Genomic DNA, 25,222 nt, shown 5'->3' with positions numbered 1-25,222 from the left:
GTTTATATTCGAAGCCGAAGTACCGCGTCGGGATGCTAGCAAGATCAAAATATTGTGCGCCGATACATTGAAACGGCTCGAAGGGATTGATGCAATTGCTCAAATCTGTCAATCCACTTTAGGTCTGGCATATGGGACGTGGTTCGCGGACCTTGACCAAGGTAGTGATGTCTCTGATCTTTACTGGCGTTATCTCGGATCCCCTTGGTTTAGCGACCTCGTTACAATGGAAATGATTCGCCTCTCCTCCATTCCCTCAAAACCATACCATGGCTCGCTGGTAACGACGCCAATGGCTTGCGTCAATCGGATCAATAGCGTCGAAATTTCCTCATTTGAACTGATGGATAATCGCTTGCCTATTTCCGTTGATATTGAGTTGGAGGGAGTCGGAAACTGGAAGGGAATATTGTCCGTATTCATATATACTTCAGACGAGTTACTCACAGAGAGGGCCAACGCCACAGAGATACAATTGGATCGCGCCTACTCAACACTGTAATGTTGTACCCATTCAAGCAACTGATGAAAAACTCAAAGACATACTGAAAGGTTGGACGTAAGATATCGCCCCAATGAATAGCACCAATTCAAGTCACAGATTAACTTCTAGAATCAAAGGTATTCACCTAGCCGGCAGGCCCGCTAAAAGCCTCAGCCTTCCATAAGTCGGCACTTACAACCATCAAGGATGAATTAAAATCAATATACATTAAAATCACAACGAGAACTGCAGCATCGGCGCTAGATCGCACTCTGTACCATATAGCGTTATCGTCACATACCAATTATCGTCAAGTCACCCACTCACAGACTTTTCGTATTATCGAAATAATGTAGGTAAGGTCACTCGTCCTCAATAGACGGTTGAAGTAATGAGTACGTACCAATCGCCCTATAACTCACGAATACGCGCAGAAATTGCCTTGAAGCGCTCATTAAAATCACGATCGTATCGATCTAGATCTTTGATCGCACTCAGCGCTAGCTTACTAGCACGCAACGGTGCTGACACCGCCCCCTCTTGGGAAACGATGAAGCTATACGTTCGATTAGTGAAAGCCCCCGTCCCTCCCATTCGCCCGGATGAATGGTTACGGTGATATTTCTGCACCGTAATCAAGCCAACGAGAACCAAGCCAGTTTGCTGCAGCAAGCTCAGTAATCGTTCTCGAGAGATACAAATTCGCTGTCCACTTCTTTCCCAGCTATATTCACCTCTACCTCCTGACGCCCCCCAGACCTCCGTTAAGAAACAAGCACCAATGGAATCAGAGAAGCTACGGCCAAATTGGTCATCCATTTTTAATTTCAGCAACTGACACACCCAAGGCGATGGCGAAGACCGTGACATTGAAGTCAAACTTGAATACGGATCATAAAGATCAATCTGAAACCTACTATGTTCAGAAGCGTCGATCCAAGAGCGCACCGAATGATCTATACCTCCGAATTCGCGTTCAACATCGTCGCTATCGTGAGGCAGCCTGCGAAAGAACTTCTCATCAGTCACGACCGTCATCACTGCAGCGTCGGCATCGATACGATCAGCAAGCACCGTACTCAAAGAAAGCGTGACATCTCCTGGTAATGACCAACGCCCTCCGACTGGCATCCATTCGCAGTCTAGCTTGCCCTCACAAATGCCAATCAGAGGAGATAGGAGATCATGATCCTCTCGATCATTTCCTCCAGTCGAGACCGAATCCATTGGAAGGTCACTTTCCTTTGTGAGGCTAAGGGGAAATAAATCCGTTGCATCCGACAACCACTTACCATCATGTCGCGAGAGTCGATATGAAGCTAGGAAGGAGGTCCATGCGTCAACACCATACCAATCACTCCCGGTTACAATTCGCGAACTAAGCATGTCCCCAGCAACTAACATCAACGCATGCCATCCTAAATATCCTCCAAAGGTGTCGATTTCTGCAGTCGAATCTGAAGACCGGTATCGCTCATCGTGACGCCGACTCCTAGCGCAATCATGCATTCCCTCAATATCACAATCCCATTGCCTTACCCATCCAGTAATTGCATCTCCAGCTTCCCAAACAGCACAGCCAAATACATCGCAAAGTTTTTCAACGTGATGCTTGTTGAAGTCATATTCCAGAACAAAGTTATTCGCAGGCTCCGCTGACTGCTTCGGCCGGGAGGAGTAACGACCTTTTGCAGGAGTTACGGAAGACTGGTGCGGAAATGGTGATTGGTTGATCGCATGAAGACTCGCTAGCAGATCCGCTTCATCCGAACTATCGAGTGTTGGGGCAATTGCTATTAGCGCATCCACCGCAAACGCCTGCATCACTACGTGCAAATAGACTTTATCGAACGCGACCTGCTCGAACAGCGCCCGATATTCAGCTACCTGAACAGGAAAGTCTAATGCGATGCGCGCCAGTGAGATCATGAGCCATAAACGAGCATGCAACGTAAAAAACGGGAATTTCACATCACCAAAAGGCAGCGCAGTTGATGTTCCAAATCGCTCGACCAACCGGTCAATGGCATCAAATCGCCCAGCTTGAGCCAAACGCATCACTGCATGAACTCCACGCCATCGTATCTTTGCGCTACGGTGACCTAAGCGTGACCAAATCATTCCTGCCGCGATATCTGACTCTTCGTTAGTAACCAAAAAATGCTCAGCCCAAGGACCATCTCCCACCTCAGCCGGAATTGTAGAAGCACTCTGAGCAATAAAGCGCTCCATACTTGAAGCGAGGGCCAAATTTGATGTTTTAGGCGCTAGCTTCGCCGCTAGCATTAACCATGAGTCACCAGTCACATCGCTAGATGCTGAGCACAAAGACGTGACTACGCGCTCTACAACCGCTTTCCGGTCAGCCTCAAAATTTTTGTCCAACAGGTCCCAGCATACTCCTCCCTGCCAGTCAGAGCTGACCAATTCCAATGAATGCTTAGTCGCCAAGGTAAGAGCATGGTTTGGGAGAGCATCTTTCAGCGCGGTAGACTTATTACTCCAGTCTGGTAAATAATATTTTAGAGCTTCTAGCTTGTCCGCCAACCCAGCAACATTACTATTGACGACAGCATTTACAAAACCAAGACGTTTAGCGGGTACTGTAGCCGCTGTAGCAAAATAAGCTATAGCAGATCGATATGTTCCCCACCCAGGCGTCTCGACTCCTTTACTCAGAATGGCACGATCAATTTGATCGGGGTCAGTAATGTCAATATTACAAGCCACTTTCACCTTCTTCTTTTCACCTCCCGAATATTGGGAGTCTAAACCAGGGTTTCGCGCTGCAAGGCCTTCAATACGGCTTAGCGACATCGACGTTTTCGGCAGGTGGCGACGCGCGATTTTCAACAACTCCTCAATATTTTTTTCAGTTGGTGATAACTGATCGCTTCTGTCAATTTCAATTAGCATTTGTGTGAACAGCCACTCGTGCGACTCCTTAGGCAACTTCTCGAGCGCCGCCTCAATCAAGCATGTAACTTGCCAAGTCCATGATTCAATAGGTTCTGCCAACCCGTATAGACAACAAGCCAAGTCAGCTTTAAGTTTCCCTGAGCTCACAAGTACGGTGAGGGTAGGTCCTAAGGTGCGCCCCAAATCAGACATTTCGCGGTCATCAAGCCTTGCAATGATTGGAAGAGCCCCCAGGCCTGCAGCGGGAACCATGGTTTGAGCATACTCAAACCATGGAAACTTTGAATCTTCATTCTGACTAAGCTCTAGTATTCTGGCGAGGCCATGAGCGGCCTCGGCACTCAGTTCATTGCCGGAATAGTGCCTAGTGAGCTCAAGAATACTGTTAGTTCGATCAATATCATCAGCTCCAACAGCATCAGCAAGATCAATCGTTCGCCGAAATAGTGATGCAGCCTCCTCGGTAGATACACGCCACACCGCCCGGGCAAGTTCGCCGTAGGAGTTTATTCGATTGCTGACATCCGTATCAGAAACAATGCGAGACTCAATATGTCTAGCCAATTTAAGAGCCGCGTCGTGACATTCCTCTATCCGAGAAAGGCGTGTGACTATTTTGATTTTCTCTGGTTGATAAATCCCAGGAGCAACTAAGAGCCAATTTGCAATCCGACTACCTAAATGCTCATCAATCGCAGCCAATGAGTCCGCAACGAAAAATAATGTGTGAAAACCGATCCAAGCAAGATAAGATTTAGTATCGGTATATGGATACTCGGAGGCTTGATTAACGTTTCGCTCCAGCTGATCGAACGCTGAATTTAGTACATCACTTCTCGTAAAGCCCTTTGGAGGTGAGATAGCCTCAACAACCCACTGGGCGTAAGACAAGAGTGGTTCAATTCTATGGGTAACAACACGCGAATACTCCGATCGCTTTTCATAACTCAGTGAGGAGCTATCTTTTATGATTTTGACCTTGCGTTTAAAGTTAGACGATTCAGTTAGTTTTAATTTGAGGGAGTTGATGAATGCAGCAGAGCTACGCTTCCGAACACTAGGACTCACCAAAAGAATCAATTCTTCAGGCAGAAGATCAATAATAGTTACAGCTTTCTTAGAAACGGTCGCTTTCAAACCCGCTAAAATTACAGCGCTAACCACTTGCTGCTGCATATGCCAGTGAGACGTATAGTCATATAATATTGGAGGCGAGACCTTCACGCTGCTCAATATTTCCTTGGCCTCCTCAATCAGCCCTAGATCTATCCCCCGAGCGATTACTGCGAAATCGGTTCCCGGCTCAGCCTTATGCTTATTAGCCGATGCATTGGCTCTAGCGAACCGCTTTACTATCCACCGATCAACATCGGGTGCGTTATTGGAGAACTCCAGCGCAGCTGCCCACAACGCTCGCGAACGTGAACGGCAGTATCTTAAACGTTGAAATATTTCGTATGAAGGTTTATTAGGGCTAACCTTATGACGCTCAAAAAGCTCAAATAGATCACTGATTTTTTGATACGCAATGCCCTCCTTCATCCTTTCAAAATTCTTCACAGCCCGAACATCATTGCCTGCAAGTATCTGAACGTAGAAAATCCCGAGATCCTCTCGTGTGTTACGAGCAGCCTTAGGCTTCAGTTCAGAGAAACTAGAGATGGAACTGGAACTAGCCCACCTTTGCCAGTCAATCGCGCGCCTTGAGTTACGTAAGGCCTCTCCCATTTCCCCTGCAAATGAATGAGCAATTGCTAGGGCAGAATGTCTTTCGCCCGGCCAACATATCTTGGTAGTAAACAACCGACGAAGAGCCTCAACATCTCCAGCAACAGAAGCCAAGTCTGGGAAGTCGCATAGAAATCGGTCGGTTCGCTCATGCCCCGCACCAACAATCGACGCCTCCAGAAGCAAGCCTGCGAGATCATCTGATCGATGTTCCTTTGAGCAAACATTGAGCGCGGCCGTAATCCGCGTTAACCGAATATCTCGTCGGCTAACCTTGGATGCGCTTGACGGGACCCGGACGTCTGTAGCGAGGGCAATGAGCTGCTCAGTTCTTTCCAGTGATACTAATAATGACGGTAAAGCTCTAGCTGCGTAGTTAGAATTCGCCTGGCGACTGGTGAGAACACCCACAATGCGCTCAAGACTTGCGAGATCACTCTCACATTCTTGACGAATTAATGTTTCTGTAGGCTCATCACGAAACATCAGACCGTGCGGCGTTCGTTCTAGAAGAGGCGCCAGATCAGCTGCAAAGCTTTCAACTTCACGCTGGGCGATCCCATGGGCAACTGCCAGTTCTTCAAGCGGGACGGGGGGAGGCAAAAGAGCGATGCCCATCAATAGTAGATCGATGTCTGCATTGCGCACCCCCCTGCTGAGCGCGAATCGTCGCACCTCCAGCAAACGCTTATTTAACAACGTGTCGAGCAATGCCGATGGCTGGTTATTTTCAAGTGGGATAAGTACTGAGTCATATGGTCGCCCATCTATTAACAACATATTAAGGCATCGTGGATTTCGTCCGGATCGCATTTCCAACGTAGCTATTTCAAGGTCGTTAGTATCCGGATCATGCTTCAGTATCAGTTCTCTGATCTCTTGTGGAGTGAACGGAGGTATCTCAAATCCACGATACTCAGCATCACCAACCGCCAACCCCAAGCGCTCGGTACGACATGAGCCAATTAGCATCACACCATCGATCGGATTTGCACAGAAACTTCGCAAAAGTTGTTGGGCAAAGGACGTCTCTTTGAACTCAACAGCAGATATTGCGGCATGATCAATTGCATCCAAAACCAAAACAACGCATGCGGCAGCATCAGCTTGACGTATAGATGCTACAGACTGGACAAGGCGACTCCGAAAAGCCCGGAGCAAACTTGTGATATCCGAGATCGGAAGAAGGATGTCACAAAGCCCTCGCCCTGCCAGCAAATTGGCAAGATGCACAAGTGTCCGTTCAGCCCTAAAGCGCCCATCTGCAGGATCTCGCCATCGCCCGGCCCCAAAACCGTCAAAGATCACAACTTGGTCTCTCGACGCCATCTGCTCTGCGATACTTTGCATAAGCACGGTCTTACCCATGCCGCCTGCGCCATGAACGATAAGCGGAGGACCACCCTCACGGGCTAACTTTATGGCATCGCTGATGATTGAGCGTTTAACCAAACACTCGATCGGCATGAAAGCCGCGGGCGTCGGATAAAGACGATCTTCATGATCGACCTCAAGCTCAGCTAAAACGGCAACTCTTTCAATTCGTTTATCACCATTTGCACTTGGCCCGGCTTTGGTACGGACGAGATTTCGAAGCTTCAAAAGCCGCTTTTCAGCTTCTGGATCACTTGCTTCACTCCACGATGCAAGCACGTGACTGACAGATCGATCAACCTCGTCAAGTGCGCCACCGCCACCCGTAAGTATCAAGCGATGGAGTAGTGTCTCATGAGGATAAGGATAATCTTCAAGAGCTTCAGAAACTTGTCTCCTTTGCTTTATTACATCAGGCAGATAGACGCCACCATCCTGCCCTTGTGCTATGGCCGTAATTAAATTTTGGTGAATCGGGCGATTGGTAGCAAACTCATAATGGACTATGTGCTCGACGTGTATGTCACCGTGCTTAGCGCGGAGTTGTACGTCTGTATTAGCAAACTTTTTTAGGGTTTTTACTAAATCGGATGCTCGTGCAGGAATGGAGGCCCTGGCGATCGAGTACTTAAACTGCACAATTTCAACGCGACTTGCTTCGGCAACATTACTATTCCCGTAGTAACGCACCATATCCGCAATTTCCACCGCGCTAGCATCGAGGTCCCCTTCATCGATCACATCGAATCCTTCAAGGGTTATCGCCGCTAATTGCGTGGAGGGAATAAGCAGCTCAAGGGCTGATCGTGCTGCCCATGCCTCGTGAAACGCATGCCCTGCCTTGGATGCAAGCACCTTATCTATCTGCACCGGCTCACGGCCCATCTCGATGTTATCGTCCATGCCTGCTTCAATGCCTGAGTTTTGTCGCCAATCATAGCTTGCTGAACATTCGGGCGCTGCACCAATAACGATTAGCTATTTAATAAAGGAATAGCTCACAAACCAGTTTTCATAGTGTGCGGGGGCGAGCTTACGCAGAAGATTCAGGACTCACTCACCCCGGACCCGAGCAATGAAGCCCATTCTCATTCTGATAAGCCTGGCAGCGCTGGTCGTCAGCCAAACCTCCTCCGCCGTACCCTGGGTCATCACCGACAGCGCTCATCCCATTGAGGCGACGAATGAAATTCGCTTGATTCTCATCGACCAGCTTTCAGCGTTGGAGGATGAGCTCTCCAGCGGGCTGCCCTCCTCGTCCGCTGCAGCCGAAGCCATGTTCGGTGAACGAATGACCGCTCAGATGAGCGCGAGGATTGAGAACGCTCACCAGGATATCGTTGATGCCTGGAGCCTGGGACTCACCAAAATCCCAGCGGTCGTGGCGGATGGGAAATACGTTATCTATGGAGACTCAAACGTCGAGCGCGCGCTGACGAAGATCCAGCTATACCGGGAAGCACATCCATGAACGAGGATCGCAAATCTCCTTACCTCATCACCATCGCACCGTTACTACTCACACTTACCTACAGCCCCCTGAGTCAGGCGTTAAACACGGCGATCATCGTCCCTTCAGTGATATCCCCCAACTGCCTTGAATACCAAGTTGTGGGCGCTTGCTTCTGGCTCCGTTGCACCACCTTTGGGTGCAAGGTCAAAACTTCCGCCAAGGTTCGCCACTACGTTCCCGACGCCGTTGTCTCAAGCTATTCCTCAACAGGGGAAAATCCCTGGAGTGAAGTCAGGGCACTCAGCGCACCGATCTCTCACGCCAAAGGCGGCGGCAGCGGTACTACCAACGATCGACACGAGAACAACCTCTCCATCTTCAAAAATGTGGATGTGATTGGCCATCCAGGGATCGCAGCCTTCAACGCTTTCGCCAGCGGCTCCGGATACACCTGTGCCGGCGCCGGCACACCTTACATGCCAAACATGCTCAGCACACTGGATTACGTCGGCTGGCGTTACGGCATTCCAGAAAGTATCTACCCACAATCACTCATTCCCGGCATTCGCGAGGTGGGCAGCAGGTTGTCTTTAAACCTGTGGGGAAACATTTATCCCCGCAGCGGCTTTCTGCACCACGTGGACGACTACAAGGCCTCCGCCGTCATGGCTCAGCGCGCAGGCGATATTGTGACGCGCCCTGGCCAGGTCCACGTGTACCAACCGCTCCTCGCGTCACCCAGCGCAGGCTATTGGCCCGCGGGTGAACTGCGCGAATCAGAACCCGCCACAGGCAAGTGGCAACAACTCACGCCTCGCGTCAGCAACTCCTGCAGCGCTTTCCCAGAATCGGGCCCTCACCTTCAAGCCATCGATGGGGGATACGCGTGGTCGCTGTGGCGCCCTTACACCTGCTGTAAACGTGAAGGGCAAACCTTCCTCGGCAGCACCGGCCCTCATTAACCCTCAATTCAACACGGAGCCTGAACATGACTCGGACGTCAGCCCCCCAATCTCTCTCAACCTGCCGCCGGCTGGTCCTAAGCGCTGCTCTATGGAGTGTCACCTCTCTCGCTTTCGCAGCCAGTTTTGGTGGTTCTGGCAGCGTCATTGGCGATGACGTGCTGTACAGCATCGGTGGCGGCAACGCGGTCTCCATGGGCCGCGCGGGCAATATGCAAAGCGTCGGCGTCGGTGTGGGTTGGAACAGCAACCTGATGTGCGGAAACATGGACCTCTCGACCACGCTGCATAACCAACTCAACGGTTTGACTGGCGGTTTTCAGAGCATCATGGGGAGCGTGATTCAAAACGCGACAGGAGCTGTTGCCTCGCTGCCCGCACTAATCATTCAGCGTGCGGATCCCGGCCTCTACAATCTGCTCACCAACGGCATTCTCCAGGCACGCTTGGACTTCGACAGATCGAAGGCAAGTTGCCGCGCGATGGCCGAGCGCATGGTCACCCTTGCTGGCAATCAAACCGGATGGGGTTCACTCGCAGAAGGGCAGGCACTCAAGGAAGCCATTGGTCAAAACAAGGACGCAGTAGCAGTAACAGCCCAGGCAGAGTCTGATAACGGCAATACCGGCATCCCTTGGATAGGCGGCAGCAAGGCCGGTGGCCGCGGACAGCCTCCCATCAAGGTGGTCAGCGAGGTCACCAAAGCCGGCTACAACCTGCTCAACGGCCGTACCGCCAGCGACTCCTCTACGATCGCTCCAAATGACTGCAACAGCGGCATGCTCTGCGGTACCTGGCGATCGCCAGAGGAAGCTGGCGCGTTTGCCAATCGTGTCCTGGGCGAGGTACAGCAACAGACGTGTGAAAGCTGTACCAAAAGCAGCGCAACCGCAGGCGTGGGATTAACCCCGCTCATCCAAGAAGAATACGAAGAAAAACTTGAGCTGCTGCAAGAACTGATCTCCGGCGCCAAGCTTCCCAACTCAGAGAACCTGTCCGCGGCCGGCAGCAATTCAATGCCCATCACCCGAGGCGTCATCACGGCCTTACGTGATGAACCAGATCAGGAGATTTTGGCCCAGCGTCTGGCGTCAGAAATTGCTGTCACCAGTGTTCTGGAGAAGGCGCTTCTGCTGCAACGCACCCTTCTCGCCGGCAACAAAGAACCCAATGTGGCGGCCAACGATTTGGCCACTAACGCAGTGAGCAATGAGCGTCAGTCACTGCAACAGGAAATCACCAATCTACGCACCGAGATGGAACTGCGTAGATTCCTGACCAGCAACTCCCCCGCTGCCATCATCGCCCGCCACAAGGAGCGTAAAGACAACTCTCGCGCCATTTATGAGGGTGACCCTGATACCAACCGCCTTGAAGAAGCAGAACAGGATGTGTCCAGTAACAGCCGGGGACGCCGGCCATGACAAGAAATCCGTTACGCAGGTTTATCAGTCTGGGTCTCTGGGCTCCCATCGCAGTAGTAAGTCTGGTACTCGTCATTGCACTGGCGTTCAACCTTCTAGGCATTCAGGTCATGAAGGGACTGCCCGCCTGGCAAGAGTGGAGAGCCAACTCCTATTGGTATTTCTTTAGCTGGCGGGTGGCGCTTTACAGCGTCGCTCTGTCCCTCTGGCTGCGCTACCTCGATCGTCAGCTACATCGCGTGCCCTCCTCCAAATCGAACGTCCGCAAAGCAGAGACGGCCGTGATTTTATCGTTGCTGTTGCTGGAGCTAACCAGAGCTCAAATACGGATGGGAGCTTGAGATGACGCTCTATACCAATGACTATCTGGAGTATTACCTGACGCTTGTGGGCTGGCTCATCAGTAACGGCATCTGGGACGTTCTGATGGACTCAGGCATGTTCGCCCTGCCCATCTTCGCCATCCTCCTCCAAGAGTGGCTGAAGGCCCGAGGAGAGGGTGCTGACGAAGGTAACAAAGGGTTATTGGCCAGTACTCGGATTGAGAGCCGGCTTTGGATGGCGACGGCGGTAATCATGTTCGCCGGCATGCCCTTTATCCATCTAGACCTGAGCACGATGCAGTTCGACGATAGCCGCTCACAACAATGTCAGTACCAGGTACCCGCGCCAGAGGACACTGGCTGGGGCAGATCCTTCACGTCCCTGAACAACCAAAGCGCACAAGTCCCCGTCTGGTGGTTCTTCGTGCACTCCATGTCCAAGGCGATCACCGGCGCCGCAGTTGCTGCCATTCCCTGTGGGAGTGATCTGAGACAGATGCGTATGCAGGTAAACAACACCCGCCTTCATGATCCCGTACTCGCTCAGGAGGTCGCCGACTTCACAAACGATTGCTACGGCTACTCGCGAGCGAAGCTGTTCATGAACCGTCCAAATCTCGACGATGAGCTGACCAACGATATCAACTGGATTGGCTCTCGATACTTCTCTGGCCAGCCAGGCTACTACGACACCTACCACTCCAGAACTCCACGTGCCGAATGGCCCTACGACTCTACGAGGGATATGGGGCTGGCCCAGGTGAGAAACGGTGGAGGCTATCCGACTTGCAACCAGTGGTGGGCAGACAGTAATAAGGGGCTTCGTAGTCGATTACTCGCCCAGGTCGATAGCAGCCTGTTGGACCGCTTTATTCGGTGGGCCCGCTTCATGCCACAGGAAGAGGTGAACGACGCAATCATTCGTCAGGTGGTGTCGCCGAGTAGCCAAAGAATGACACAGGGAAAGGTCTACACCGATTACGGAGGACAAGCCGGTGGCTCCTTGTTCAATGACATGAGCCGGGTAACAGGAACCGTTGGGTTAGCCGCTGGAACCCTGGCGTACTTCCCCGCCATGGACGTAGTACGCCAAGCGCTCCCAATGGTGCTGGCAGCCCTCAAGATGGCCCTGCTGATCTGTATTCCGCTGGTGCTGATGTTCAGCACCTACGACTTGAAGGCAACCATCACGGTATCCGTTGTCCAGTTCGCAATCATATTCGTGGACTTCTGGCTACAGCTCGCACGCTGGATCGATACCACCATCCTCGATACGCTTTACGGGGCGAACTCCCCGCATTCCAGTCTGAATCCGCTGATGGGCATGAATAACACCCAGGCGGATATGCTGCTGAATTACGTAATGGCGGCACTGTTTATCGTCTTGCCAGCCTTTTGGATGACATCACTAGCCTTTGCAGGAGTAAAAGCCGGATCAACCCTACAGGGAATGAGCGACGGTACAAACGGTGCTCAACAGCAGGGAGGTAAAGGCAAAGACACGATCCAGAAGGTGATTTAGTTCTAAGAGATCCTAGCAAAACAAGGGGCGCGTCTAATCGTACTTCGGGTCATTTGAGTTCTGGGGTGTGTTGTGGTCGGGAAACAGTTTATCGCCATCAAAACCAACGACGGAGTCTGTAGCGTTCGGACCAGGTCTTAAAAACGCCCCAAAGACAAAGAGTCCAATCAAAAGCAGACCTAGCCAAAACACAAAATACAGAAGCGTCCCAAGCAATAGGAGCTTTACGATCCAGATCATCGTGGCCGTTACTACAGTGGGAACGCCCTTCACTGCCAACCACTTCACAATCAGAGTTTGCCGACGCGTGGAGGCTCTTAGAAGCCTTCCAAGACGGTAGCCCGCACGATGAGCAAATCCCTTTTTTCCCATTTCGCATTCATCCTACTTTGCTATTCACGGGGTGACCCTCATACGCATCTGGATGCGAGTGCAAATAGGTTTGCAGAAGTTGAACAGGAAGGCTTGTAGGGGAATTCCGCAAACCAGAAGGATTTCGTCTGGAAAATGACCCGGTACAGATTCGGAAATCCAGATGCGCGCGGACGAAGCGTGCTATCTGCAAGGAGTGGACGACTTTTAAAGTTACTAACTACAAGAAATCCTCCAGAGCTGGTCCAGCTTAGTGGTATAGCTTTGACTCATCATATCCCGCCGCATGCCCCAGTCTGGGTTCAGCGGGACGCTTGCTGCACGTAACGTCCCCCTGCCCCACCTGCCATTGATCTCGTCCAACACAGCCATTACCTTCGACGCCTCGGCGGGCTGAGACGCCGCGAACAAATCGTCGGTGTATTCTCCCTTCTGGCAGAGATTGAGCAGCAACACCTCTGCCTTGCTGTAGTTGAAGCCGGGTCGAAAAACCCGATCCAGCGCATCAACCGCCGCCCTCGTCAGAAGACGAACATCGTCCGTGGGATAGGGAAGGTCAACGATCACTCCATTGGCATACTTTGCCTCTTCCGGATTGAACATCCCTGTACGAATGCTCACGCGGATCTTCTTACACAGCGAGTGCTGGGCCCTCAGCTTTTCAGAAGCCCGCATCATGTAAGTGGCGACCGCTTCCTTGATCGAGGGCAGATCCTTCAACCGCTTACCGAACATCCTGCTGCAGCAAATTTCCTGCTTTGGCGGATCGGGCTCATCCAGTTCCAGGCAAGGCGTTCCGGCGAGCTCACGAGCAGTCTTCTCGATCACTACGCTGAAGTTCTTACGGAGCATCCAGGGATCGGCCTGCGAAAGCTGCCAAGCTGTTCGAATGTTCATCTCGGCCAGGTGCGCCGTCATTTTTCTGCCAATGCCCCAGACATCTGAGACATCACACACCTTGAGCAGCTTGTCTCTTCGCGCTGAGTTTCGAATATCCAGCACACCTCCCAACTGGGACTGCCACCTCTTGGCACCGTGATTGGCCAGCTTGCTGAGCGTTTTGGTTCCCGCGATGCCGACACCCACAGGAATACCCGTACTCCTAAGCACTTGGGCGCGGATACGCCGACCTAAGTGCTCCAAGTCACCTGTCATACCTGTCAAGTCCGCGAAGGCTTCATCGATGCTGTAGATCTCAACAGCCGGTACCAGGGACTCGATGACCGTCATGACCCGCTGACTCATGTCTCCGTACAACGCGTAGTTTGAGGAGAAAGGAAGGATGCCGTGCTTGCTCAACTTGTCGCGGATCTGAAAGTACGGTTCTCCCATTTTGATATACGGCTTCGCATCCGCGGATCGAGCAATCACACAACCATCGTTGTTGCTGAGAACCACGATAGGCGTACGTGCCAGATCGGGACGAAACACCCGCTCGCAGCTCGCGTAGAAGCTATTGCAGTCGATCAACGCAAATACTGGCTCAGGTTTAAGCGTGGCCATGGCTGCGCACGCTGTAAGTGACGACACCCCAGATCGATAGCTCGTCCCCTTCCATCACATACCGCGCCGGGTACTTTGGATTCTCTGACCTCAAAATCACTTCAGGCCCCAGCTTGCAGAGGCGCTTGCACACAGGATCGTTATTAAGCAGAGCAATGACGATGTGCCCGTTCAGCGGCTCAATGGACCGATCCACAATCGCCAAGTCACCGTCGAAAATTCCGATGCCTTGCATGCTATCCCCCGCAATCGACACCAGATAAACATGGGGCGCTCGGATGTTCAGCAGCTCATCCAATGAGATCTGTTGTTCGATATGGTCAGCCGCCGGCGAAGGGAAACCCGCCGGGACTTTGAAAGAGCAAAGAGGCAGCTGGACGCCGCCTTCTGCCAGAGGGCCTAGAATGACAAAGCTCATGACGCAAGATTTCTCAGATACTGTATAGGTATACAGTTAACTTTGAAGGCGGTTTGCGGTCAATTCAGTTGTAGGAAATTACGACAAGCGGGTGATTACCATGTGCGGACGGTTTGCTCAGTACCAAGGTATGGCCGACTACCTAAGAGAGCTCCATTCAGAGCAGGACGTGATCAGCGGCTACGACAACCAGCCAATCGCCCGCTACAACATTGCACCGACTACCCGGGTACTTATCCTGCACAGCGTCGACGACGGGTTGCGAATTGATCCGGTCCACTGGGGATGGGCGCCCTTCTGGGCCAAAGGCAAACGTCCTGATCCGATCAACGCCAGGGTTGAAACAGTGACCACCGGCAAGTTCTTCAAGCAGCTCTGGCCAAATGGCCGGGCACTTGTTGTAGCTGATGGTTGGTATGAGTGGGTGAAGGATCCTGAGAATCCAAAGAAAAAGCAGCCTTACTTCATTCGTCTCAAAAGCCAGACACCTATGTTCCTCGCAGCGCTAGCTCAGGTTCACACAGATCTTGAACCTCACGAGGGAGATGGGTTTGTCATCATTACGGCTGCCAGCGACCAAGGCATGTTGGATATACACGATCGGCGACCGCTGGTTTTGTCTCCAGAACACGCCAGGGAATGGTTGGACCAGGAACTGTCGCCAGCTCGAGCGGAAGACATAGCCAAAAACCTTTGTCTCCCCGTCGACGAATTTGAGTGGTACCCGGTGGGGACTCCAGTAGGGAACGTCAAAAACCAAGGGGCGGATCTGATCCTTCCACTTGGATAGTGACGACAACCTCAACCCCCGCATCGGTGGTCAATGGGGAGTGACCAGCTACCCTATTCAATTGAGTAGGCACGCTTCTTAGTGTGTACCGCGCTCGGCCACTTCAGCCTGGGGCAACTCATGCACCTGTGCATGACAAACACCGTCTGGCAGCGCGGTGGCAGACTGGCAATTGCTTAGTCAGCAGCTCCAGCGCTCTTCCCCCATCAAGCTGACGCTCCGGGCTCGGCGCGCCACAGATCACGCCCGGCACTGCCGAAACGCCGACAATGAAGGCTGGCGGCGGCGCTCGCTATGGTAGCGACTGATTGCTATATCACTGGCGATCTTGCGTAAAAGGCCACTGGCGTGCGCACGCTTGGCTTTTCATCCTGCTCAAGCAACTGCAGGCACAAATCGTGAACCACTTCACGCGCGAAGATCCGCTTACCAAAGCGTCGGCGCACATGGTCCACCAGCTCATCGTAGTGCCGAATCAAAGCTGTCAGCAGTATGGGTTTGGGGGGAGACCTGCACGATGACCTGCGCGAAGAAATAAACAGACGACCTCGGTAGAAGTGGCGATTGAGCGGGAGTATAAATGCGAATACTTTACATTTGGAACAGGTGTATTGACTCTATTTGATCTGGCCACCACACACCGATGGCAAATGCGAATCGATACCGTTTGTCGGCCACATATGCATTTATGCATATTTCTGTTGATGGATTAAGCTGTACGGATATACAGTTTCTTGGCGCTCATGTTTACCCACGGCCAAACCCGCCATCAGGTCAGATGCGATTGAACATGAGTCATGCCAACAAAGGGCTTCGACCCTTTAGGGAACAGGAACTGCTAATTACGTGGATGGATAAGGATATAAACTATGGTCGACATAACTCTTCCCCCAATAAACATCACAGCTACTGAACCTGGCTATCCAGATGTAAATACAAATGGACTGCCTAACCCGGGGCCCAGCCCTGCTGTTATTTTCCTAATGCAACAACAATCAAGAAATCCATACTACGCTCAGGGTCTGTGGCGAGAAATGCTTATTAAGCTCGCCGATGAACAGCTAAATTGGAGCCAGAATGGTAACGTCGCGCCGGGGTTCACCTACGATCTGCAAGTTGTCCCCTATGCGGACTACTACATATTTTTGCACCCGGGAAATGACGTCAATGGCGCGCTTTATTACGCGAGCACCAATTATGTCCAGCTCACGAACGGCGTTGCGGCATGCCCTGGTCTGACGGGCAACCAACTGACCCCCGTTGCTGCATTTGGACATTTTGTCTACGGACACGGCGCAGCAGCAGAAACATCCATTGCCAGCTTTGGCTTAAATTCGTCAAATTTTTCCAGCCCTCTCTTGGATGCCGCCTTGGCAGCGGCTCCGGTCGGTACCGTCACCCCGATTCTTGTAGAAAGCATTCCTGCTGTCGGATCAGTCAGTGATTGGCAGCTGTTGTCCTGGATTGAAAATACCAGCTTCAAGGTTGAAGGCACTGTCAATAAAGACGCCGTAGGGAACTATCAGTTTGATGGGAAAATTTCTGCGGGAAACGTCACTTACAACACCATTCCCGAAAATCTTAAAACCGCAGTGGGTGAAGCGGCAGCAACTCAGCTTCAGTACGTGGCGCAAAATCTGAACGCTACGCCCTTTGAAATCACAATCAACGGTGATACCCCCGTAACGATCAGTAAGCAACTGACCCCCGAGGAAGTCGCTGCCGCCAACGCCGCCGCAGCGGCCGTCGCCGCAGCAGCCGCTGAAGCTGCGAGAGTTGCTGCATTTAAAACCGCTCATACGTTCAAGCTTCCGGCTGCCGGTGCTACGCAGCTCAGCGCTGCTGGAGGATCTGTCGTAGCTGCGGCAGGCTCACAAATAACGTTGGAAGGTGCCCTTCAAGCCGGTAGGGCGGTATTGGGTACCGTTTTTAGTTCGGCCACAGCCGTGGGTCTGTTTGCCCTGCTGTATCCATCGCCGCTCGGTAATGGTGAATTACCACCGACAACCCTGAACCTGCCAGCGAAAGACTTGGCGCCCAATCTGCCCGCAAACCTTCAGGACGTTGCTGCGGCGGGCGGGACGGTTGATGTCCCATATCGGATTATTGGTGATCAATCGAAGTATTCCCTGGTGAACACGCAGGCAACCGGTGGTGTTTCTCCTGCTGTGCCTGTACGTGCACTGGTATTCGATCCTGTAGCAAACGCTTATACGTTCACAGGCGTTGGTGCAGAACCCTTTATTTTGACGTTCCCGATCGCGGTACCTGGAAATAGCTCAACCGCAACACCGGCGCAGCCCGTCCAGAATCCGGTATATACCGGAATCACACTGACACCCGTCGAAATCGAAGCTGAGCCGTTTCCCGCTGCCGAGCAGTCGGGCTTTCGAGACGGTATCTACGTTTACCCTGCGGATTCCGGTTTGCCGCCGATTTATGCCGTGTACAGCAATCCGTACGAAGGGGCCGACACCAAAGGCGAGTACAGCGGTCGGATGTACAATCCTGATAAAGCAGGGGGGCCGACTCAAAACCTTGATTGGACGACCGCAACAGTGACCCAGGAAGGCATTGATCTCGTTAAGCTGCATACAGGCAGGTTCGGTCCATCGGATGCAAACGCCGTGATGATTGATCGCCTGGAAAAAATCCTAAGCGGCGAAATGGCCGTTACTGATATCGATAAGCGATTTTATACTCACGAGACTAGAGAGCTTGAACGGTACAGGGCTTTGGGGATTGCGGATGGTGTGTCCCCTGCGGATAGCGGTGCGACTTGGAATAATGCTCATGCGGCAACATTAGAAGACTATAAGCTGAAAGATGGTCAGAATCTGTTTTACACCCCGGAAGCGTTAGAAGCTGGAAGGATACAGGACGAGAGGGAAGCAAAATGAATACTATTAATGATGTGGTTGTTTCCGAAGCACCTAGAGATGTCGTTTTATTTCTAACAAAGGGCGAAAGTGGAATTTCGTATCCTAGATTAGACGGGCTTTACAATAGAAACGACTGGGTTAATATCCTAAACAATCTTGAGCTATTAAAACTGGTTAGTTATATGGTAAGTGAAGGGCTTATCATCGATTCTGGTAAGGCCTTAATAAAAGGCCCTAATTGGAAGGAACCGGCATTCGTAACTGAGAAAAAATACACGTTTGAATAAATTCTGAATCATTTTTAAAAAAGCCCAGCCAAGCTGGGCTTTTTTCGTCTGACATTCAAGGTTTCACAGCAATTGTGAAACCGGAACCGTCATCGCGGGTTGATGCTAGACAAAAGAATTGACAGTTCGTCATACGTCGCGATTTTCACACGCAGTCCGTTCACGCCCATCTACGCTCCTCAAGCATCACTAGAAGAGCTCGAAGCACTACGCGTTCAGATTCCTCCTCTATAGGGGAGCCGATGTAGAGGGCGATCGTGCGTAAAAGCATGTGTGCCTCAAGTCAATATTTGGTCCCCAAAGGGCGATAATAGGTTAGCGTTAACCTTTCAACAAACGTTGCAATACGCGCCCGATGATGGAACTCCTGCATATAGCGACCCAATATAGCTTTGGACCGTTGGAAAAACCTCCCGTAAGCGTCCGGCGAACTCACCTTTCAAACTCTAAGTTTAAGTGCATGGTGTCCGCGTATTTTTAAGCGGACGCGATCACCCTTATTGCCAGCATTTTCATGCGCCAACGAAGCTCTTATCCAAAACCGTTCAAAGCCGAGGTCGTTCAGGAAAGCAACCCAACCGGACGCTTACACAGTTCGAGGTACTCGGAAACTGTCGGCAACCGACTTAATGAATCAGCTCTCGACAAGCCCGACACGCCGGGCTTGTTTCAGAGGTATCAGCGAGCATCAAGCTCGTCCAGACGCATTTCTGAAGTCCTGAGGATCTGCCCCTCAAGCCTACCCTGTTCATCGCTAGTCAATGCCCCGACGTGTACCAACGCCGAGGCGTATGCCCTGGCCCAGCTTTTCTGTCGGTGCAGCTCCGCGATGTCTTCAGCTTCGGCGACTAGATCAACTTCTCTTTGCGCCTTACTCAATGCGACAGCTTTTTCTGATGCGGTAAAGGTCGGCATATCGAGATTCCTTTCGCTGAGTAGATGTGATAACCCCATTCTGGGACGGCCTCGCCCCGGTTTTAGACTGGGCTTGGGGAATTTTCTCGCATACGAGAAACGGTGTACCTGGGAATTTGCTTAACAGCCAAATATAGATTTTTAAACTACGTCTTCAGAAGGTGCATGGTCGTTCGATCTCACCATCAAACTCTGAAGACGATGCGGCAAAATCCCCACTCGGCTAGCCTGCACCTTCATCGCACTGCGCTCCTCGCCGTTGTCGTCCTCCCACTGATCCATAAGCATGCGACCTATCACCAGCACCCGCATGCTTTTGCTGTAAAGCTCCGAGTAGCGCTCGGCGTCTTTGTGCCAAAGCTCCACGTTGGCCCAGAAACCGCCGCGATCCTCATACTCTCCATCACCTTTCGGCACCGGGTTATCAAAGTACACGTTGAGCCTGAGCAACCGCCGGGGCTCTTTGTTACCGTTCGCAAACTCCCTGAACTCGGGCTTCGTGCCGATGTTCCCCTCGCCCCAAAACTTGGTGGACATGGTCATACCTCCGCTGAATTGCTTGTGACCTGCTGAGAAACTCGCTGCTGATAAATCTGCTCGGCAACTCGGATTTTGGAAGCACACAAAAATGCCTGTCGGCTGATGCTGTGCATTAAGCTGATCTGCATGTTGATCGTTATCCGCTGAAGCTCCATGGCGTAAAGATCCGAAACTAGGTTGATCGGCGTCCTGCCATTGCCTAACAGGTCAGCCCATAGGTCGACTCCCATCTTGCTGCGATCCATTCGGCTCCAGCGCAGAAATACCGTTCCCGCTCCAGTCGACTGTCGCGTCATACGGATTGGGAGCAACGTGAATGGATAACGCTCGGCCTGAGCCAGCACCTCTCCAGTAGCTAACTGAACCAAACTGTTCATAAGCCGACTGCACACGTCACCAAATTGCATGAGCTCCCCCTTACCCTTAAAAGGCTTTAAAAGCCCTTTAAGGAAGGCCGCGTGTTCTATCGCCGAGAAGGCACTCTGTTGCAGCGGCTGGAAGGCAACGTGTTTCTCATCGACTGTCGATTCGGCCGCAGTGACAGCGCTGACGGCATCTTCGGAATGAACCATCGACTCATCCTCCAACCGCTTCTGTTGGCACTATGGTTTCCACTGGAGCCATGCTGAGCGGGCTATCTGGATCGTCATCTGGATCATCGTCCTGCCCCTCTTCTCGTGGTCGACGCTGGTATATCGGAGGCGCAAACTCGCAACGGCGTATCCCTTCAAGGACGTCCTGTGGCAACTCTCCATATCGCTCTCGAGCCTCCCGGGCGACCGCATTGTTCGTCACGAAGTCATCACGCGTGGCGCCCGAGACTTTGTATTGTTGGGCCAACCCAAAGAGACTACGCAGCACGTAACCCCCCGCGTTGATCCAGACCTCCATGTCTCGCCGGCCCATCAACGCTGTGTGATGGGCCAGCAACAACCGACGAACTATGTCGTCATAAGCGATGAGCAGGTACACAGCAAGAAAGCCAAACGGAGAGTTGATGTAGACCGGGAGCATGACCGGATGAACGTTGAGGTTCTCACCCACACTTAATGCTTCGGGCAGGCTGCTCATGGACTGGTCCAACCGGGCTTTTATTTGTCCCAGTTCAGATTTTGAAGACTCAAGTTTCTCGTGGATTCGGATCAGCCAAAAATCTGCATAGGGGTCGTCCTGCTCCGCCGCCCGCTTCATTCTGTTCATCAAGCTGACGAAGCCGCTCAAGCCAATAATGCCGTTTTTGCCATTCCCTGCAGGTCTGCCATGCCAGACACGAGCTGCATGATGGGTGTGGAGCGTGAGCTTCATGGCGCTGCGCAACGGGCCAAGATTCAATTGAACAAGGTCAGACATGGATTGCTCCTGCAAGTAGATGTCACTGCATCAGTATTGCGAGGAACGAGAATGTCGTCAGTGCGGAAACAGATTCGTAGACGGGATGTTTTGAGACAGCCTCCCAAGCTGGGGATGGTCCAACGAACCCAAGGAGCTGATTCCACTGGAATCACGGAAGCGCTCTGCCAGCATGATTCCAGTGGAATCAGCATGCTGCTCAGCCAAGGATGATTCCACTGGAATCACTCCACTCACCTATGGCCTTGGTCCAGACTTCAACAACGCCATGATCGCGCTCATACCTTCACGCCCCGCGACAAGGCTCTCAGGCGTCGGTTTGTCGCGCTGCATCAACGTCTCAGACAGGTGCGGTACTCGAGCCGCAACTGCTCTCCCTGGGCCGCTGCGAGCATTGTAATGTGCATTACCGCCTCCGTTGTCACTGACTTGATTGAACTCACCGCGTTGAGCCTTCTGGATCATGCCGAATAGGTATCCCGCAGGGTTGCGCACCTCCGCACTGGCGCACCGTGCAGCCCACTGGTCCAGTACTTTTTGCTGCAACCCCTGCTGAATTGATCCAAGCGCTACCATGGCGTTACGTCGCTGCTCTGAGGCAAGCTGGAGGAGTTGCTCGGGCAATCGCAGATCCTCGCGCGCCCGCGGTACTGTGTTTTTACAAACATCTGTATGAGTACTAGTACTAGATGAGTTCGGATTCCGAACTGGGGTCAAGACGCAAGCTTTTCGGCTGAGTTCGGAATCCGAACTCGGCCCAACGTGATTCCGAACTGGGGCCTTTTCACTGAGTTCGGATTCGTTTCCACTGAGTACGGACTCAAAATTACTGAGTTCGGATTCACTTGCCCCAGCTTGAGCAACTGTAGTGTTGGTCCACCCCTGCCCTACCATTCGCTGCTGCAGCTTTTCAAGATGCGAAGGCAAGGCGTTCTCTCGAATGTAGGGGTCAGCAGCAAGCTCCTCAAAGACATGGGCAGCAACGTCGCGGATCGACTTGTTTGAGTGACCAACGCATTCCCCGAGTAACTCCAGGTAGCCACTGTCCAACAAGACTGCTTCAGCAATGCTTACTGGCTCATCGTGCAAGAGGTAGATATTGCCCTTCATTTGCCCTGTTACCTCGTCGCGAACTCGTCCGCCAAGGCTGAGCCAGCGAGTCATGCGCAAAGCCGTCAAAGCCTTGGCCACAGTTTCTCTGGACGCTAACTTAAAGGGCGTAGATGCCAAATATGGACGTAGCTGCTCATAAGTTGGGAAGGAAGTCAGGCCATCGTCATTGAGCAGCAAGCGAAAGACCTGCCAGGCATTACGCTCCAAAGGTGTAAGCCGGTTATCCAGCAACAGCCTCCTTGGCACTGCCTCATGTGGATTACCGGTAAAGATAATCCCGGCTCTCTCCGTGTCCAGAATAGGCGTGAGTGGCCGCGTAGACGGCCTCTCAATTTTTGGCGCCGCATGCTTATCAGATCGGCTCTCACTAAGTGCCGCACTTGCCGAGTCGAGCAAAGCATTTAGCGCATCAAGGTTACCCGGGGTGAAACGAGAATTTCCTCCTACGCCCATCACACCAGGCCCTGCGCGATCCAGCTCTGAATGGCGCTCCAGATAATCGCGAGGTTCAGACTGCGCTCACGCTCGGCCATTATCATTGCCACATCAAAGACCGCTCGAGGATCCCCTAGATCAGTACCCAGTTCCTTGGTTAGGCTGACCCAATGCTTCCAAAGAATTGCCTCATCCTCAGGTCCAACATGGGGCCAACGCCCCCTACGTTGTGGTACGCCCAGAATCTCCCGCCTGATTGATGACTCCTTGGACGGAAGCCCGAAAAGCTCAAGAATCATCGGAGAACTTGCCCCAAGCAATATCGCTCGATTGATCAGTTCATCCTCCTCAGTGTTTTTTGCGTGTGCGAGTACTCGCCTTACTGCAACGCCATCCACGACAACCTTGAACCAGGGTACCGGTGAGTTGACCAGAACCCCCATGCATAGCGGGTCAATGAGTATCTTCAGGTCGTTTTCTTCAAGGCCCATAGCGAGACAACTGCGCAACTGGCCATTTTTTATGTTGTTCAAAATCTGAAAGGCGACTGCCAGATTTAAGGGATGCACAGAAACCTCCACCACTCCGTGGTTATTGGATGACATCGCAAAAAGATTGCTTGGATTCCAACTCAATGAGCCGACGCCCAAGGCGTATGACTCTGAATAACTTGACCAAGGCAACATCACTCAGCCGACCTGCTAGTGAGGCCGGTTGGTCTTTCAAGGGGGAACCGCCGAGGAGGAGTTGCCCCAACTCGGCAAGCAAGCGATAGCTATTCATCTCAGGCATTGCCGGGTGTACTGCATCCTCCCGAAGCAGGTGCAAAGCCGGAGCGAAACGCCCACTCAACCCATCCAGCAGGTTAAGGACGGTGTAGGCCTCGGGACTGAGTGTCATGGGCGCTTCTGAAAAGAGATCGTTGCCCCATTCAGCTGGCCGAGCGCATAGAAAGCCGATGCCCCAATCACTCTGGGTGAAGTATTCTTGAGGAAGCGACACTTCAGTTGCTATGTCCTGTACCAGGCCGAAAATGGCCTGGCGCAAGGAATCAGGTGAGTCGACAGCACGCTCGATGTACCAAAGATCAGCAACCGGATGAAGCCCTCCCGCCTGGATGGGAATGGATTGAAGACAGGAGTCCTCGAAACGTGGAATCGCTTCACCAGTCGCTTGCGCCAACTGATGCTTAATAACCTGAGTCCGCGTTGTAACCCCAGCGATAGCGGAAAGCGTATTGGACGCCATACGCGCTTGTTGCTCATCCTCATGAAGCAGGAACACAGGCTCATCGGGTTGTGCCACCTCATCAGGTGCGTTTTGCCCTAATGCAATGCTGCCGGGTACTTGCTGAGGCCGCTGGGCGGTAGGAGCAACGGCATGAACCGGAGGACTCAGGTCGCGGCCGGAAACTGCTGGCTCAGGCCGCTCAATCGGATATGAACGGTCTGGCTCAAGCACATCCAGCTTCAAACTGTTGTAGTCCTGCCCCAACAGCTGCCCCATTTTATGGAGCAGCTCATCCTGGAAACGCTCGTAGCTGTACTCGCCTTGGTCAAAGAGAGAAAGCACCTCTTGGAACAGATGCTCGTGTTCAATTTCTTGAGGCGTTGCCCCAGCATGCTTAAGCCAAGCCTTCTCGCTCGCGCGGCGCAAACTCGTTAGTTTTTCGATCTGAGGTTTACCAAGTCCGCCATATAAAGCATTAGGAATCGCCGGCAAGAGATAACGCACCGCATCCTGCATTTTGCTGATATGCGGCTGAGAGATTGGGTAACCATCCTGCTTCAGAAGCTTCGCCAACTCTCTTTGGGAGATCGGTGTATCGACCTCGATCTGGTAAAACTCCCGCGCGCGCTCCACGCCCAGAGCTCGCTCGATGAAGGTCAGTTCACCATGGAGATCGCTTTCCGCTAAGTGCCCAGTAAGTGCAACGATTTCCCCACGGCTAGGCCAAGGCCTGAACAAGCAGTGAATGCGAAAAAAGCGTTCCTCTCCGGTCTCCCGCCACAACTCATTGAGAATAGCCAAGCGTGTATTGCCGCCGTTGCGGATGATGAAATGCTCCTCCCCCACTCGACGAGTGACAGGAGGCGGTGCGTCCAAGCCTCGACTCTGAATTGAGGCACGAAGGTCATCGTATCGAGGGTTTCGGTTCAACCTGGGGTTGTGGTCATAAGGCTTGAGCTGGTCCAACGTCAGGACCATTGGAGTATCTACAATTGGATCAGACAGACGACCTACCATCGGTGCGCTGTTCGTAAAGGCGCCCTGTAGCAGCTTCCCTTTGATTTGGTCCGTCGACATGGGCTTGGCGGCCATTAGCTCACCTCCATGATCAGCATCGCTTCATTCATGGTTGCGCCCTTCTATGGCAGGTAATTCGCAACAGTGTTCGGGTAACTGAACCTGCAGTATCTCCACCCCC

At 52.3% G+C, this 25,222-nt stretch carries 19 protein-coding genes and 1 pseudogene; 8 read left to right on the top strand and 12 right to left on the bottom strand.

What is annotated here, in order from left to right:
• Positions 1 to 895: 895 nt before the first annotated feature.
• The gene (locus AU074_RS09470; RefSeq protein ID WP_076014487.1) at positions 896 to 7,408 is read right to left on the bottom strand and encodes an NACHT domain-containing protein; all 6,513 of its coding nucleotides are present in this window, start codon (positions 7,406 to 7,408) and stop codon (positions 896 to 898) included.
• 172 nt (positions 7,409 to 7,580) lie between these two features.
• Here AU074_RS09470 and AU074_RS09465 point away from each other — a divergent pair, with 172 nt between their 5' ends.
• Genes AU074_RS09465 through AU074_RS09445 form a run of 5 tightly spaced genes read left to right on the top strand, consistent with a single transcriptional unit; the run spans position 7,581 to position 12,189 of the window.
• Positions 7,581 to 7,976: a TIGR03757 family integrating conjugative element protein gene (locus AU074_RS09465; protein ID WP_076014486.1), complete on the top strand. Its 396-nt coding sequence runs from the start codon at positions 7,581 to 7,583 to the stop codon at positions 7,974 to 7,976.
• A complete protein-coding gene (locus tag AU074_RS09460; protein ID WP_076014485.1) occupies positions 7,973 to 8,920 on the top strand; it encodes a TIGR03756 family integrating conjugative element protein in 948 nt (315 codons plus the stop codon). The genes AU074_RS09465 and AU074_RS09460 overlap by 4 nt, the downstream gene beginning before the upstream one ends.
• Positions 8,921 to 8,946: 26 nt before the next feature.
• The gene (locus AU074_RS09455; protein WP_076014484.1) at positions 8,947 to 10,344 is read left to right on the top strand and encodes an integrating conjugative element protein; all 1,398 of its coding nucleotides are present in this window, start codon (positions 8,947 to 8,949) and stop codon (positions 10,342 to 10,344) included.
• The gene (locus AU074_RS09450; RefSeq protein ID WP_076014483.1) at positions 10,341 to 10,685 is read left to right on the top strand and encodes a hypothetical protein; all 345 of its coding nucleotides are present in this window, start codon (positions 10,341 to 10,343) and stop codon (positions 10,683 to 10,685) included. The genes AU074_RS09455 and AU074_RS09450 overlap by 4 nt, the downstream gene beginning before the upstream one ends.
• A gap of 1 nt (position 10,686) precedes the next feature.
• The gene (locus AU074_RS09445) at positions 10,687 to 12,189 is read left to right on the top strand and encodes a conjugal transfer protein TraG N-terminal domain-containing protein (protein ID WP_076014482.1); all 1,503 of its coding nucleotides are present in this window, start codon (positions 10,687 to 10,689) and stop codon (positions 12,187 to 12,189) included.
• 33 nt (positions 12,190 to 12,222) lie between these two features.
• Here AU074_RS09445 and AU074_RS34820 read toward each other — a convergent pair whose 3' ends face one another.
• From AU074_RS34820 to AU074_RS09430, 3 genes are all read right to left on the bottom strand, one after another.
• The gene (locus tag AU074_RS34820; protein ID WP_076014481.1) at positions 12,223 to 12,561 is read right to left on the bottom strand and encodes a DUF3742 family protein; all 339 of its coding nucleotides are present in this window, start codon (positions 12,559 to 12,561) and stop codon (positions 12,223 to 12,225) included.
• A 216-nt stretch (positions 12,562 to 12,777) separates the two neighbouring features.
• A complete protein-coding gene (gene umuC / locus AU074_RS09435; protein WP_076014480.1) occupies positions 12,778 to 14,064 on the bottom strand; it encodes a translesion error-prone DNA polymerase V subunit UmuC in 1,287 nt (428 codons plus the stop codon).
• Complete coding sequence (locus AU074_RS09430) at positions 14,051 to 14,482, bottom strand: LexA family transcriptional regulator (protein ID WP_003216664.1); 432 nt, start codon at positions 14,480 to 14,482, stop codon at positions 14,051 to 14,053. Before AU074_RS09430 ends, umuC begins: the two co-directional genes overlap by 14 nt.
• Before the next feature lie 100 nt (positions 14,483 to 14,582).
• On the opposite strand from AU074_RS09430, the gene AU074_RS09425 reads away from it, so the two are divergent.
• Positions 14,583 to 15,272, top strand: coding sequence for an SOS response-associated peptidase family protein (locus tag AU074_RS09425; RefSeq protein ID WP_076014479.1), 690 nt, complete (start codon positions 14,583 to 14,585; stop codon positions 15,270 to 15,272).
• Positions 15,273 to 15,362: 90 nt separating this feature from the next.
• On the opposite strand, the pseudogene AU074_RS34815 reads toward AU074_RS09425, so the two are convergent.
• Positions 15,363 to 15,808 (bottom strand): annotated as a pseudogene (locus AU074_RS34815) (RNA polymerase sigma factor); the annotation flags it as partial.
• A 333-nt stretch (positions 15,809 to 16,141) separates the two neighbouring features.
• Here AU074_RS34815 and AU074_RS32750 point away from each other — a divergent pair.
• Both AU074_RS32750 and AU074_RS09415 read left to right on the top strand, forming a co-directional pair.
• Positions 16,142 to 18,172: a lipid II-degrading bacteriocin gene (locus tag AU074_RS32750; protein WP_256576864.1), complete on the top strand. Its 2,031-nt coding sequence runs from the start codon at positions 16,142 to 16,144 to the stop codon at positions 18,170 to 18,172.
• Positions 18,169 to 18,441 carry a hypothetical protein gene (locus AU074_RS09415; RefSeq protein ID WP_076014478.1) on the top strand — a complete coding sequence of 91 codons (273 nt, stop codon included), beginning with the start codon at positions 18,169 to 18,171 and terminating at the stop codon, positions 18,439 to 18,441. Before AU074_RS32750 ends, AU074_RS09415 begins: the two co-directional genes overlap by 4 nt.
• Before the next feature lie 678 nt (positions 18,442 to 19,119).
• Here AU074_RS09415 and AU074_RS09410 read toward each other — a convergent pair.
• The 7 genes from AU074_RS09410 to AU074_RS09380 form a co-directional block, all read right to left on the bottom strand.
• Entirely contained in the window at positions 19,120 to 19,356 is a 237-nt protein-coding gene (locus AU074_RS09410) for a hypothetical protein (RefSeq protein WP_076014477.1), read from the bottom strand.
• Positions 19,357 to 19,497: 141 nt separating this feature from the next.
• The gene (locus tag AU074_RS09405) at positions 19,498 to 19,893 is read right to left on the bottom strand and encodes a single-stranded DNA-binding protein (RefSeq protein WP_076014476.1); all 396 of its coding nucleotides are present in this window, start codon (positions 19,891 to 19,893) and stop codon (positions 19,498 to 19,500) included.
• Between the two features lie 2 nt (positions 19,894 to 19,895).
• Complete coding sequence (locus tag AU074_RS09400) at positions 19,896 to 20,468, bottom strand: DUF3158 family protein (RefSeq protein ID WP_076014475.1); 573 nt, start codon at positions 20,466 to 20,468, stop codon at positions 19,896 to 19,898.
• A gap of 4 nt (positions 20,469 to 20,472) precedes the next feature.
• A complete protein-coding gene (locus tag AU074_RS09395) occupies positions 20,473 to 21,246 on the bottom strand; it encodes a PFL_4669 family integrating conjugative element protein (protein WP_003216698.1) in 774 nt (257 codons plus the stop codon).
• 237 nt (positions 21,247 to 21,483) lie between these two features.
• Positions 21,484 to 22,812 (bottom strand): STY4528 family pathogenicity island replication protein, encoded by a 1,329-nt coding sequence (locus tag AU074_RS09390; protein WP_256576863.1) that lies wholly within the window; start codon positions 22,810 to 22,812, stop codon positions 21,484 to 21,486.
• Positions 22,812 to 23,399 (bottom strand): STY4526/YPO1902 family pathogenicity island replication protein, encoded by a 588-nt coding sequence (locus AU074_RS09385; protein WP_076014473.1) that lies wholly within the window; start codon positions 23,397 to 23,399, stop codon positions 22,812 to 22,814. The genes AU074_RS09390 and AU074_RS09385 overlap by 1 nt, the downstream gene beginning before the upstream one ends.
• A complete protein-coding gene (locus AU074_RS09380; RefSeq protein WP_076014472.1) occupies positions 23,386 to 25,116 on the bottom strand; it encodes a ParB family protein in 1,731 nt (576 codons plus the stop codon). Before AU074_RS09380 ends, AU074_RS09385 begins: the two co-directional genes overlap by 14 nt.
• Between the last annotated feature and the right edge of the window lie 106 nt (positions 25,117 to 25,222).

The organism is Pseudomonas sp. ATCC PTA-122608, from assembly GCF_001952855.1.
Lineage (GTDB): Bacteria > Pseudomonadota > Gammaproteobacteria > Pseudomonadales > Pseudomonadaceae > Aquipseudomonas.
Note: the sequence above shows the minus strand (reverse complement) of the source record. Positions and strands in the feature narration are given on the sequence as shown.

Excerpts from the sequence above, each read along its gene's own strand:
- AU074_RS09385 (WP_076014473.1), bottom strand. The coding sequence starts at position 23,399 with ATGTCATCCAATAACCACGGAGTGGTGGAGGTTTCTGTGCATCCCTTA.
- AU074_RS09400 (WP_076014475.1), bottom strand. The coding sequence starts at position 20,468 with ATGGTTCATTCCGAAGATGCCGTCAGCGCTGTCACTGCGGCCGAATCG.
- AU074_RS09425 (WP_076014479.1), top strand. The coding sequence starts at position 14,583 with ATGTGCGGACGGTTTGCTCAGTACCAAGGTATGGCCGACTACCTAAGA.
- umuC (WP_076014480.1), bottom strand. The coding sequence starts at position 14,064 with ATGGCCACGCTTAAACCTGAGCCAGTATTTGCGTTGATCGACTGCAAT.
- AU074_RS09445 (WP_076014482.1), top strand. The coding sequence starts at position 10,687 with ATGACGCTCTATACCAATGACTATCTGGAGTATTACCTGACGCTTGTG.
- AU074_RS09455 (WP_076014484.1), top strand. The coding sequence starts at position 8,947 with ATGACTCGGACGTCAGCCCCCCAATCTCTCTCAACCTGCCGCCGGCTG.
- AU074_RS09450 (WP_076014483.1), top strand. The coding sequence starts at position 10,341 with ATGACAAGAAATCCGTTACGCAGGTTTATCAGTCTGGGTCTCTGGGCT.
- AU074_RS09430 (WP_003216664.1), bottom strand. The coding sequence starts at position 14,482 with ATGAGCTTTGTCATTCTAGGCCCTCTGGCAGAAGGCGGCGTCCAGCTG.
- AU074_RS32750 (WP_256576864.1), top strand. The coding sequence starts at position 16,142 with ATGGTCGACATAACTCTTCCCCCAATAAACATCACAGCTACTGAACCT.
- AU074_RS09460 (WP_076014485.1), top strand. The coding sequence starts at position 7,973 with ATGAACGAGGATCGCAAATCTCCTTACCTCATCACCATCGCACCGTTA.
- AU074_RS09380 (WP_076014472.1), bottom strand. The coding sequence starts at position 25,116 with ATGGCCGCCAAGCCCATGTCGACGGACCAAATCAAAGGGAAGCTGCTA.
- AU074_RS09465 (WP_076014486.1), top strand. The coding sequence starts at position 7,581 with ATGAAGCCCATTCTCATTCTGATAAGCCTGGCAGCGCTGGTCGTCAGC.
- AU074_RS09470 (WP_076014487.1), bottom strand. The coding sequence starts at position 7,408 with ATGGACGATAACATCGAGATGGGCCGTGAGCCGGTGCAGATAGATAAG.
- AU074_RS09415 (WP_076014478.1), top strand. The coding sequence starts at position 18,169 with ATGAATACTATTAATGATGTGGTTGTTTCCGAAGCACCTAGAGATGTC.
- AU074_RS09405 (WP_076014476.1), bottom strand. The coding sequence starts at position 19,893 with ATGTCCACCAAGTTTTGGGGCGAGGGGAACATCGGCACGAAGCCCGAG.
- AU074_RS09395 (WP_003216698.1), bottom strand. The coding sequence starts at position 21,246 with ATGTCTGACCTTGTTCAATTGAATCTTGGCCCGTTGCGCAGCGCCATG.
- AU074_RS34820 (WP_076014481.1), bottom strand. The coding sequence starts at position 12,561 with ATGGGAAAAAAGGGATTTGCTCATCGTGCGGGCTACCGTCTTGGAAGG.
- AU074_RS09390 (WP_256576863.1), bottom strand. The coding sequence starts at position 22,812 with ATGGGCGTAGGAGGAAATTCTCGTTTCACCCCGGGTAACCTTGATGCG.
- AU074_RS09410 (WP_076014477.1), bottom strand. The coding sequence starts at position 19,356 with ATGCCGACCTTTACCGCATCAGAAAAAGCTGTCGCATTGAGTAAGGCG.